Annotated in this window: 7 protein-coding genes; 5 read left to right on the forward strand and 2 right to left on the reverse strand. The window is 67.2% G+C overall.

Features of this window, described 5'->3' with window-relative positions:
- Positions 1-108: 108 nt before the first annotated feature.
- Positions 109-1,785, reverse strand: a complete 1,677-nt coding sequence (locus tag AC07ZH_RS01385; protein ID WP_495198229.1) for an MBL fold metallo-hydrolase — start codon at positions 1,783-1,785, stop codon at positions 109-111.
- Positions 1,786-1,807: 22 nt separating this feature from the next.
- The gene (locus AC07ZH_RS01390; protein ID WP_495198230.1) at positions 1,808-2,512 is read right to left on the reverse strand and encodes a glutathione S-transferase N-terminal domain-containing protein; all 705 of its coding nucleotides are present in this window, start codon (positions 2,510-2,512) and stop codon (positions 1,808-1,810) included.
- Between the two features lie 98 nt (positions 2,513-2,610).
- On the opposite strand from AC07ZH_RS01390, the gene dapF reads away from it, so the two are divergent.
- The 5 genes from dapF to AC07ZH_RS01415 all read left to right on the forward strand — a co-directional run.
- Positions 2,611-3,486: a diaminopimelate epimerase gene (gene dapF / locus AC07ZH_RS01395; protein ID WP_495198231.1), complete on the forward strand. Its 876-nt coding sequence runs from the start codon at positions 2,611-2,613 to the stop codon at positions 3,484-3,486.
- Positions 3,483-4,190: a DUF484 family protein gene (locus AC07ZH_RS01400; RefSeq protein WP_495198232.1), complete on the forward strand. Its 708-nt coding sequence runs from the start codon at positions 3,483-3,485 to the stop codon at positions 4,188-4,190. Before dapF ends, AC07ZH_RS01400 begins: the two co-directional genes overlap by 4 nt.
- A 161-nt stretch (positions 4,191-4,351) precedes the next feature.
- Positions 4,352-5,287: a tyrosine recombinase XerC gene (locus AC07ZH_RS01405; protein ID WP_495198233.1), complete on the forward strand. Its 936-nt coding sequence runs from the start codon at positions 4,352-4,354 to the stop codon at positions 5,285-5,287.
- 473 nt (positions 5,288-5,760) lie between these two features.
- On the forward strand, positions 5,761-6,432 hold the full coding sequence (gene lepB, locus AC07ZH_RS01410; protein ID WP_495198234.1) for a signal peptidase I: 672 nt from the start codon (positions 5,761-5,763) through the stop codon (positions 6,430-6,432).
- Between the two features lie 81 nt (positions 6,433-6,513).
- Positions 6,514-7,247, forward strand: a 734-nt coding sequence (locus AC07ZH_RS01415) for a class I SAM-dependent rRNA methyltransferase (protein ID WP_495198235.1), incomplete at its 3' end; no start/stop codon positions are given.

The raw sequence follows: 7,247 nt of genomic DNA on the forward strand, positions 1-7,247 counted from the left end.
GGCGCATCAAACAAGCGCGGCCCAGACCAGCGGCCACCGCGCAAGGGCCGCCCCGCCGCGCTGGTGGCGTCCCCCTTTGGGGGAAGCCGCGAAGCGGCTCAGGGGGTATCAATTATTCCCAGGCCCGAGTGCGCGAATGCGCTCGATGTGCGCCAGCAGCGAGCGCTGCGCCACCGGCCAGATGCGCGGCGGCACGTCGGCGTAGGCATGCGCCACCCAGTCTTCCATGCTGCCGCCGGGCAGGGCCTCCAGCGCGGCAATCACTTTCGCTTCGCGCGCCAGCCGGTGGGCCTTGAGCCGGGCAATCGCGCCGCGCGCATCGCCCAGCACGTAGCCGTGTGCCGGCAGGATGAACGCCACGCCCTGCTCGGCACACAGCGCGTCCAGCCGGTCGAGCGAATCGAGGTAATCGGCCATGTTGCCGTCGGGCGGGTCGATCACTGTGGTGCTGCCGTTCAGGATGTGGTCGCCGGAGAACAGCAAGGCGTCCTCCACCAGCAGCAGGCACAGGTGGTTGGCCGCGTGGCCGGGGGTGTACACCACTTGCAAAGTATGGGTGATTTTGCCCTCTAGCGCTTGCCCCGTAAGCGTGAGCAGCTCACTATCTTGTAGCGCGCGATCCGGTGTGAACTGGCTGTGCGCGCGCGCCGTGGGTTTTGAGGCCAGGCCTAGGATGGGCGGGGCGCCGCGGCCCGCTTGCACGCACAGTGCCTGCAGCGGCTGGCTGCCTGGCGAATGGTCGGGGTGCGAATGGGTGCAGACGATCATGCGGATGTCGCCGCCGGCTGCGCGCCAGAGTTTTTCCAGGTGCTGCGAATCGGCCGGGCCGGGGTCGATGGCGATGTAGCCCGTGGCCGGCTCACCCACCAGGTAGCTGTTGGTGCCGGGGCCGGTCATGACGCCGGGATTGGGGGCGGTCAGGCGCTGCAAGTTCTTCAAAAGTGGGACCGGGCGCTCGCTTTGCCAGTCGAGCGGGTGCACGATCTGGCCATCTGGGCAGACCAGGGCCAGCTCGCCATAGGGCATTTCGTCTTCCATGTAGCGCGCTTCCTTGCCGGCCAGCAGGCCGGCGCGGGGGCAACTGGTCCACAGGGGCGTGCCGCTGGCGCAGGCCGCCAGCACGGCGTCGGCGCCGTCGAACTTCGTCAGGCGCTCCAGGGTGCGGATGGTCGGGAAAATCATGAAGAAACCGCCCGCCGCGTGGCGTTCCAGCGCTTCATGCGGGCGCACCCACACCGGCTCGAACTGCTCGGCCTCGTCGGCCACGGGCGTCTGGCCTTCGGGCATGCGGGCGATCAGGAAGGGTACGTCGAAGCGCCGCGGCAGGTCGCGGTCACCGGTCCAGCGCGCCAGCACAAAGACTTCGTCGGCCGCCAAGCGCAGGCCCCGCACGGCGCATTGCGCGGCAAACGGTGCGTGGCGATCGAGCGCAGCGATGTCGGCAGCATCGGCCGGTCGGCCACCTTCGTGGCGTGCCAGCAGGATGCCGAGCTCTTCAAAGCTCTCGCGGATCGCGGCGACGGCCTGCGTGAGCTGCTCATCCGACTGGCCGGGGCGGCGCGCGCACGCGGCGTGCGTGGCTGGGTCAGCGTCCAGCGCGTCAATGCCGCCGCCCGGGAAAACGTAGGCACCTGGCGCAAAACTCGCCTTGGCGGAACGCCGCGTCATCAGCACCTGCAGCCCGCCTGGGGCGTCCGGCGCATCGCGCACAAGTAGAACAGTGGCGGCCGAAAGCGGCCGGACGGGTTCGCGCTGCGGGTGCAGCCACTGGGTAGGGCGGGTCATGGGGCCATTATCGAACCCGAAATCAGCCGCGCGCGGGAATCGTGAGGCCGCGCGCCACGGCGGGCCGGGCGACAAAGGCGTCGAGCACGCGCTTGACTTGCCGGAACTGCTCGAATTGAACCAGCGCGCCGGCCTCGTAAAAACCAATCAGGTTGCGCACCCAGGGGAAAGTGGCGATGTCGGCGACGGTGTAATCCTGGCCCATGATCCAGTCGCGGCCTTCGAGGTGCTTGTCGAGCACGCCCAGCAGGCGGCGCGATTCGGCCACGTAACGATCGCGTGGGCGCTTGTCCTCAAAGTCTTTGCCGGCGAACTTGTTGAAGAAGCCGAGCTGGCCAAACATCGGGCCGACGCCGCCCACTTGCCACATCAGCCATTGCAGGGTTTCGTAGCGGGCCATGGCGTCCTGGGGAAGGAACAGGCCGGTGCGTTCTGCCAGGTACCAGAGGATGGCGCCCGATTCAAACAGCGCCATGGGCTTGCCGCCTGGGCCATTGGGGTCCAGAAGTGCCGGAATCTTGTTGTTCGGGTTGAGTGAGAGAAATTCGGGTGAATGCTGGTCGTCGGTTTCGAAATTCACCAGGTGCGGCTCGTAGGCCAGGCCGGTTTCCTCCAGCATGATGGACGCCTTGACACCATTGGGCGTGGGCAGCGAATACAGCTGGATGCGGTCCGGGAAGCGCGCCGGCCATTTCTTGGTGATGGGGAAATCGCTCAGTAGCGTCATGTTCTGTCCTTTCCTGTCCGTTGCGATGCAATGGCAATCAGCCTAACCCGAACGCGGCAGCCGTGCCCGGCAGGGCGCCTGCACCCATAATTGCGGCCATGGAAATCGCATTCACCAAAATGCAGGGCGCGGGCAACGATTTTGTCGTGCTCAATGAAACCCAGCAGGCGTACCAGCTCTCGCCCGAGCACATTCGTTTTCTCGCCGATCGCCACTTTGGCGTGGGCGCCGACCAGGTGCTGTGCGTGCGCCCCGCGCCCGGCCCGGACGTCGATTTTGCCTACGCCATCTACAACGCCGACGGCGGCGAGGTGCAGCAATGCGGCAACGGTGCACGCTGCTTTGCCCGCTTTGTGCGCGACAAGGGCCTCTCCAGCAAGGACAGCCTGCGCGTACAGACGCTGTCGGGCACCATTGTTCTGCAGTTCGCCGGCGACGGCGTCACGGTGGACATGGGTCGCCCGGTGTTTGACCCGCTGCAGGCCCCATTCACTGCGACCGGCCTGCAGCCCAAGCCCGAAGGCGCCTGGCAGACCTGGCCACTGGCGCGCGAAGACCAGGGCCAGGAAACCCTGCTGTATGTGGCGGTGCTCTCCATGGGCAATCCGCACGCGGTGCTGCTGGTGGACGACGTTGACACGGCGCCGGTTGCCGAAATCGGCCCCTTGATCGGCAACCACCACCGCTTTCCCGAGCGCGCCAACGCCGGCTTCTTGCAGGTGGTGGACCCCCACCATGTGCGCCTGCGCGTGTACGAGCGCGGCGCGGGCGAGACGCTGGCCTGTGGCACCGGCGCCTGCGCGGCGGTGGTGGCGGGTATTCGCATGGGGTATCTGGTATCGCCCGTGCAGGTGCAGACGCTCGGCGGTGAACTCTCCATTGCCTGGAGCGGCCAGGCGGCCGACTCCGTTTTCATGACCGGCCCGGCCACTACGGTGTTCGAGGGCCGCATTCAACTTCCGGACCCCCTATGAGTAACAGTGCCCAGTCCCCCATTACCGAAGAGGACATCGCCCAATTTCTGGTGAATACCCCAGAATTCTTCGAACGCCACGCCGAGGTGTTGGCCAGCGTGCAGATCGCCAGCGCCCACGGCCAGCGCGCCGTGAGTTTGCAGGAGCGCCAGGCCGAAATGCTGCGCGAGAAGATCAAGGCGCTGGAGCAGCGCGTGATGGACATGGTGCGCAACAGCCACGACAACGAAGCCATTGCCGCCAAGGTGCACGCCTGGGGCTGCGAGCTGCAGCGCGTGCAGCACCCAGCGGAGCTGCCGCAGGCCGTGGTGCAGGGCATCGAGCGGCATTTCGACGTGCCGCAGACCGCCATCCGTGTCTGGGACGTTGCCTTTGAGTACACCGAGCACGATTTTGCGCAGGACGCAAGCGACGATGTGCGCGCCTTTGCCAGCTCGCTGACCATGCCGTTTTGCGGGCCCAACCTGGGGTTCGAGCCGGCCAGCTGGCTGCCCCGCGTCGCGGTGGAAGAGGGCGATAGCATGGCAGCGCAGTCGCTCGCACTGCTGCCGCTGCGGGGTGGCTCGATCGACAGCGCCACGCCGGCCTTTGGCCTGCTGGTGCTGGGTTCGCCCGACGCCCAGCGCTTCGATGCCACCATGGGCACGGAATTTCTCTCGCGCATGGCCGAGTTGGCCAGCGCCGCGCTGCAGCGGTTGAGGTAGATGCCCCCTGAGTCGCCTTCGGCGCCTTCCCCCTCAGGGGGACGCCACCGGTGCGGCGGGGCGGCCCTTGCACGGTGGCCGCTGGTCTGGATTGCGCCCTTTGCGTGGGCTGTGGGCGGTGCACAGCGCTGCAGAACACTGAAAAGCAGGGTGGTCTGCGCATGACCGCGCCTGCGCCGCTGCCCGCTGAAGCCCAGCGCTATCTGGAGCATGTGCGCGTCGAAAAGCGGCTGGCCGCGCGCACGCTCACCCTCTACACCCTTGACCTTGAAAAGCTGGCGCAGTTTGCGAGTGCAGTCAGCGTACCGCTATTGCATTTGCAGCCGGCGCATATTCGTCGCTTCGTGGCGCAAATGCACGGCGCCGGGCGCAGCAGCCGGGGCATCGCACTCATTCTCTCGGGCTGGCGCGGTTTTTTCACCTGGGCCGCGCGGCAGGGCCTGGTGAGCAGCAACCCGGTCCAGGGCGTGCGCGGCCCCAAGGCGGCCAAGCCTCTTCCCAAGGCATTGGGCGTGGACGATGCGGTGCGGCTGGCGGATTTCCATGCCGGCGGCGCCGACCCCTGGCTGGAGGCGCGCGACGCCGCCATGGTGGAACTGCTCTATGGCTGCGGCCTGCGCGTCGGCGAGCTCGTCGGCCTGGACCGAACGGCCGGCAGCGATGCGGCGCGCGAAGGCCGGGGCTGGATCGACCTTCGGGCCGGCGAGGCACACGTACTGGGCAAGGGCGGCAAGCGCCGCAGCCTGCCTTTGGGCACGGCTGCGCGGCAGGCGCTGGCTGTGTGGCTGCCGCTGCGCGGCAGTGCGGGCGGGCCGGCGCTCTTTGTCGGTCAGCGCGGCACGCGCCTCTCGGCCCAGTCGGTCTGGAAGCGCCTGCGCCAGCGCAGCGGGCAGGCAGGTCTGAGCACGCCGGTGCACCCGCACATGCTGCGCCATTCATTTGCCAGCCACCTGCTGCAATCGAGCGGCGACCTGCGCGCCGTGCAGGAATTGCTGGGCCACGCCAACATCACCACCACGCAGGTCTATACGCGGCTCGATTTCCAGCACCTGGCCAAGGTGTACGACGCGGCGCACCCGCGCGCGAGAAAAAAATGATCCCCTAAGAACGTGTTTACGATCTCGCAGGGGCTGCGTTGGAGCGCAATCGGGATGAGTGGATGCTTCGGATGCGCCGCATGGGCTCATGCCCATGCAAGCAGCCGGGGCGTCCAATCGCCCGATTTCGCTCCAACCCTTTGGGCAGTGGTCTTTGCGGGCGGTCTGCGGCGTTGCGGCGCTTGCCAATAGCGGGGCTATTGGCCGCCCACCGCGCCTTGCATCCCATCCCGCAAAGACTGCTGCGCGGCCCCTGGGAGATCGTAAACACGTTCTAAGCGGCTGCGCCGCTTCCCCCAAGGGGGGCGCACCCGGTGGCCCGGCAAAGCCGGTTCCAAGGGGGCACTGGCATGGCGCAGCGCACGGGGCCATGGCTGCGTCTGACCCCCGACCGCCGGCATGGTGGAACCAAGTTGCGACCGGGTGCATCCGAGCAGGGGCGCTCGCTGTGGAGTGCTTTTGGAGTTGTCCAGATGCTGCTGAAATGGGTCAAATCGAACCGTGGGTTCATCGTCCTGCTGCTGTGCTTTGGTGTCTTTCGCACCGCCGTGGCCGACTGGAATCCCATTCCCTCGGGCTCCATGCGGCCCACCCTTCTGGAGGGCGACGTGGTCTTTGTCAACCGCCTGGCCTATGACCTGAAACTGCCGCTGACCGACGTGGTGCTTGCCCACCTGGGCGAGCCGCGACGGGGCGATATCGTCACTTTTTCCTCGCCGCGCGACGGCACGCGACTGATCAAGCGCATTGCGGCGCTGCCTGGCGATACCCTGGAAATGCGCGACGAGGTGCTGTACCTCAACGGCGAGGCCGCGCGCTACGACGCGCCCGAAGCCGTGACCGAGACCCTGGCCGAAATCGGTGCGCAGGTGCCCGCCACCCGCTGGACCGAGCACCTGCAGGGAGATGAACGACGCGTGCAGTGGCTGCAGGGCGTGACGGCGCACCGCAGCTTCGGCCCGGTGACCGTGCCCGAGGGCGAATACCTGGTGCTCGGCGACAACCGGGACAACAGCGCCGACTCGCGCTACATCGGGTTGGTTCCGCGCCATTTGCTCATTGGCCAGGCACGGCGCGTGCTGGTGTCGGTGGATATCCTGGAGAATTGGGCGCCGCGCCTGGGCCGTATCGGCCAAGCGCTCTGATACTGAGACGGCAGCGCGTGCGCATACCCCTGCGCGGCCCGTGCTTGGTTGGGGGCGTATTTGCGCGACGATTGCACCACCATGAAAACCCTCACCCTGCGCCCCGGCAAAGAGCGCTCCCTGCTGCGCCGCCACCCCTGGATCTTTGAAACCGCTATCGCCAAAGGTGGGGGCGACAGCGGTGAGACCGTGCGCGTGGAGTCGCATGAAGGCCAGTTTCTGGCCTGGGCGGCGTTCAGCCCGGCCTCGCGCATCCGGGTGCGGGTGTGGAGTTTTGACGCATCGCAGCGCATTGACGGTGCATTTTTCATAGCTGCTTGCGCAAGAGCGGTAAGCGCTAGAGCCCGATTTGATATCAAAAGTAGCGGCATGCGCCTGGTCCATGGCGAATCGGACGCTCTGCCGGGGCTGATCGTGGACCGCTACGGCGACACGCTCGTGGCGCAATTCACCAGCGCAGGCACCGAGCGCTGGAAGGATGTGATTGCCGACGCCCTTTTGCAGGCCACGGGGCTGGCGCTCTTGTACGAGCGCTCGGACGCCAGCGTGCGCCAGCTCGAAGGCCTGGACGCCAGCACCGGCTGGCTGCGCGGCGGCCCGGCGGCTGGGGGGGAGGCGCCGCCGCTGGAGCTGGAGATCCACGAGCACCAGTGGCGTCTCACGCTCAACATCGCCGAAGGCCACAAAACCGGCTTCTACCTGGACCAGCGCGACAGCCGCAAGCGCTTTGCCGACACCGTGCAGCGCCTTCGCCTGCGCCGCGTGCTCAATTGTTATTGCTACACCGGCGGGTTTTCGGTGGCGGGGGGGGGGGG

Source organism: Simplicispira sp. GW247-4R2A, assembly GCF_059424465.1.

What these genes read in the sequence shown, in the direction of transcription:
- AC07ZH_RS01385 (WP_495198229.1), bottom strand. Translation starts at nt 1,785, where the DNA reads ATGACCCGCCCTACCCAGTGGCTGCACCCGCAGCGCGAACCCGTCCGG.
- AC07ZH_RS01390 (WP_495198230.1), bottom strand. Translation starts at nt 2,512, where the DNA reads ATGACGCTACTGAGCGATTTCCCCATCACCAAGAAATGGCCGGCGCGC.
- dapF (WP_495198231.1), top strand. Translation starts at nt 2,611, where the DNA reads ATGGAAATCGCATTCACCAAAATGCAGGGCGCGGGCAACGATTTTGTC.
- AC07ZH_RS01400 (WP_495198232.1), top strand. Translation starts at nt 3,483, where the DNA reads ATGAGTAACAGTGCCCAGTCCCCCATTACCGAAGAGGACATCGCCCAA.
- AC07ZH_RS01405 (WP_495198233.1), top strand. Translation starts at nt 4,352, where the DNA reads ATGACCGCGCCTGCGCCGCTGCCCGCTGAAGCCCAGCGCTATCTGGAG.
- lepB (WP_495198234.1), top strand. Translation starts at nt 5,761, where the DNA reads ATGCTGCTGAAATGGGTCAAATCGAACCGTGGGTTCATCGTCCTGCTG.